Annotated in this window: 5 protein-coding genes; 3 read left to right on the forward strand and 2 right to left on the reverse strand. The window is 44.6% G+C overall.

What is annotated here, in order from left to right; translation table 11 throughout:
* Positions 1-93 (forward strand): integrase core domain-containing protein (locus tag L3V37_RS23785; protein ID WP_155489908.1); only part of this gene is annotated, 93 nt, incomplete at its 5' end.
* A gap of 55 nt (positions 94-148) precedes the next feature.
* Here the strand turns inward: L3V37_RS23785 and upp are convergent.
* Positions 149-775 (reverse strand): uracil phosphoribosyltransferase, encoded by a 627-nt coding sequence (gene upp / locus L3V37_RS23790; protein WP_005380401.1) that lies wholly within the window; start codon positions 773-775, stop codon positions 149-151.
* Positions 776-954: 179 nt separating this feature from the next.
* Here upp and purM point away from each other — a divergent pair, with 179 nt between their 5' ends.
* Positions 955-1,995 carry a phosphoribosylformylglycinamidine cyclo-ligase gene (purM, locus tag L3V37_RS23795; protein ID WP_005389861.1) on the forward strand — a complete coding sequence of 347 codons (1,041 nt, stop codon included), beginning with the start codon at positions 955-957 and terminating at the stop codon, positions 1,993-1,995.
* 151 nt (positions 1,996-2,146) lie between these two features.
* Positions 2,147-2,803, forward strand: a complete 657-nt coding sequence (gene purN / locus L3V37_RS23800; protein ID WP_213964439.1) for a phosphoribosylglycinamide formyltransferase — start codon at positions 2,147-2,149, stop codon at positions 2,801-2,803.
* A 364-nt stretch (positions 2,804-3,167) separates the two neighbouring features.
* Here purN and L3V37_RS23805 read toward each other — a convergent pair.
* A partial coding sequence (locus tag L3V37_RS23805) for an integrase core domain-containing protein (protein WP_237306775.1) occupies positions 3,168-3,261 on the reverse strand: 94 nt, incomplete at its 5' end.

Raw genomic sequence — 3,261 nt, forward strand, 5'->3', positions numbered from 1 at the left:
ATGGTAGCAGAGTCCGTAGATATCTATAATCAAATGAGGCCTCATACGGCTTTAAAATACAAAACGCCCGATGAAGTACATCGAGCGTTTTAGTTAAAAAGTGTCAACCCATATCAGGACGGGTCAGTCATAGTAATACATCAAAGAATTACTTAGTACCGAAGATCTTATCACCTGCATCGCCTAGACCCGGAACGATGTAGCCTTTGTCATTAAGCTTCTCATCGATTGCCGCAGTGTATAGCTCAACATCTGGGTGTGCTTTTTCTAGCGCTTCAATACCTTCTGGTGCAGCAACAAGTACCAGCACTTTGATTTGGTTACAACCTTTCTCTTTTAGGAGATCGATCGTAGCAATCATAGAACCACCTGTTGCAAGCATTGGGTCAACAACAAGCGCAATACGCTCCTCGATGTTTGAAGCAAGCTTGTTGAAGTAAGGAACTGGCTCAAGCGTTTCTTCATCACGGTAAATACCCACAACACTGATACGTGCGCTTGGCATGTGCTCAAGAACTCCATCCATCATGCCTAGACCTGCACGTAGGATTGGCACTACGGTTACTTTTTTACCTTTAATCTGGTCTACTTCTACCGGACCGTTCCAACCATCAATGGTCACTTTTTCTGTTTCAAAGTCTGACGTTGCTTCGTAAGTAAGTAGGCTACCGACCTCAGTCGCTAACTCACGAAAACGTTTTGTGCTGATGTCACCTTCTCTCATTAGACCAATTTTATGTTTTACTAGAGGGTGCTTTACTTCAACAACTTTCATGTCCATCTCCGGCTATAGTTGGCAATATTTAAACAAACCTTCAGATTATACATGATTTTCACAGGGATATCAGGATAAATCACTAAAGAAAAAAACAGACGCAAACGTTTGCTATCTATGTTTAAGCACTGTTAGAATAGCGCCGTTTTCATATCCAACTTAATACCGAGGACTTCCCTGTGAGTGGTAACAACTCTTCTCTTAGCTATAAAGACGCTGGTGTAGATATTGATGCAGGCAACGCGCTTGTGGATCGTATTAAGGGTGCGGTAAAACGTACTCGTCGCCCTGAAGTTATGGGTGGTATCGGTGGTTTTGGCGCGCTATGCGAATTGCCAACTAAATACAAACAACCTGTACTGGTTTCTGGTACTGATGGCGTTGGCACAAAACTTCGCCTAGCACTGGATATGAACAAGCACGACACGATCGGCATCGACCTAGTGGCAATGTGTGTAAATGATCTTATCGTGCAAGGCGCAGAGCCACTGTTTTTCCTAGATTACTATGCAACAGGCAAACTAGACGTTGATACCGCAGCGGATGTTGTTTCAGGTATCGCTGAAGGGTGTGTTCAAGCAGGTTGTGCCCTAATTGGTGGCGAAACTGCGGAGATGCCTGGCATGTATGAAGGCGAAGACTACGACGTAGCTGGTTTCTGTGTTGGCGTAGTAGAAAAAGAAGACGTGATTGACGGCACGAAAGTCGCTGCTGGTGATGCACTTATCGCTGTTGGCTCAAGCGGCCCACACTCAAACGGTTACTCCCTTATCCGTAAGATCCTAGAAGTATCTGGTGCAGATAAGAGCGAAGAGCTAGCAGGCCGCACTATTGGTGAGCACCTACTGGAACCAACAAAAATTTACATCAAGTCAGCACTTAAGATGATTGAGAAACACGACATCCATGCGATTTCTCATATCACTGGTGGTGGTTTCTGGGAAAACATCCCACGCGTACTGCCTGAAGGCACGAAAGCAGTTATCGATGGTAACAGTTGGGAATGGCCAGTTATCTTCAAGTGGCTACAAGAGAAAGGCAACGTCGACACACACGAAATGTACCGCACATTCAACTGTGGTGTAGGTCTAATCGTCGCACTACCGAAAGACCAGGCAGATGCAGCAGTTGCTCTTCTTAAAGAAGAAGGCGAAAACGCGTGGGTGATTGGTCAAATCGCACAAGCAGACGCGAACGAAGAGCAAGTTGAAATCCAATAATTTGCAAATCGAGCTCAAAAGATAAGAAGAATGAGGACACTAGATGACTAGGTCCTCATTTTGCTATCTAGGACACTAAAAACCATTCTATTAGTAGGTAGTTTAGAAGCTACATAACTCCAACCTACAATACCAAGGCGCTCTCGACATCATGAAAAACCATACCCTAAAAAACATTGTGGTCCTCATCTCGGGTAACGGAAGTAACCTGCAAGCTATCTTGGAAGCTTGCGAAGACAGCATGCCAAACGCACGAGTGGCAGCCGTGTTCTCTAACAAAGCAGATGCTTTTGGTTTAGAACGTGCAAAAAAGTTTGATGTGGACGGTCACTTTGTCGACCCTAAAGCATTCAGCTCGCGTGAAAGCTTTGATGCAGAGCTAATGAGTCAAATAGATGAATACCAACCAGACGTGATTATTCTTGCTGGTTACATGCGCATTCTGAGCAGCGCATTTGTTTCTCATTACATGGGTAAGATGATCAATATCCACCCTTCTCTTCTACCAAAATATCCTGGGCTACACACACACCAGAGAGCAATTGATGCTAGCGACAAAGAACATGGTACTAGTGTGCACTTTGTAACGGAAGAGCTTGATGGTGGCCCTGTCATACTGCAAGCAAAAGTTCCTGTGTTCGAAGACGATGATGCTAGTGTACTTGCGGCACGTGTTCAGGCGCAGGAGCACCGAATCTACCCTATGGTGGCAAAGTGGCTGGTAGACGAGCGGTTGATCATGAAGGATGGTAAAGCCTATTTAGATGGCAAAGAGCTTGGCGTACATGGGTACGCCTCCGATGAGTAGCCCTGAAAACGGAACTCCAAACACAAAAGAGCAGCCTGAGGGCTGCTCTTTTGTGTTTTCAATACTTATAAACTTGATTCAAGAAAACCATGGTGAGACTAGAAACCTAAAACCCAACATTCTAAAAAATCCCATAACCACTTGAGTAACATAACACTCGGAAAGTAGATTCTGAATCTGGTTCGTTCCTCACCGTTCAGAATGACGTAGTCTTTTATGAAAAATTTCTATCAGTTACGTCTTTACAGCAAGCCTTAGTAAGACTAGGACTCAACAACCAGCACTCTAGGAAATAAGAATGCTCATCCGTATCCGCCCTCGGCTTAAAACGTGACCCGTCCTGATATGGGTTGACACTTTTTAACTAAAACGCTCGATGTACTTCATCGGGCGTTTTGTATTGTAAAGCCGTATGAGGCCTCATTTGATTATAGATATCTACGGACTCTGCTACCATC

The organism is Vibrio sp. D54, assembly GCF_021728075.1.
Lineage (GTDB): Bacteria > Pseudomonadota > Gammaproteobacteria > Enterobacterales > Vibrionaceae > Vibrio > Vibrio alginolyticus.

Excerpts from the sequence above, each read along its gene's own strand:
- upp (WP_005380401.1), bottom strand. The coding sequence starts at position 775 with ATGAAAGTTGTTGAAGTAAAGCACCCTCTAGTAAAACATAAAATTGGT.
- purN (WP_213964439.1), top strand. The coding sequence starts at position 2,147 with ATGAAAAACCATACCCTAAAAAACATTGTGGTCCTCATCTCGGGTAAC.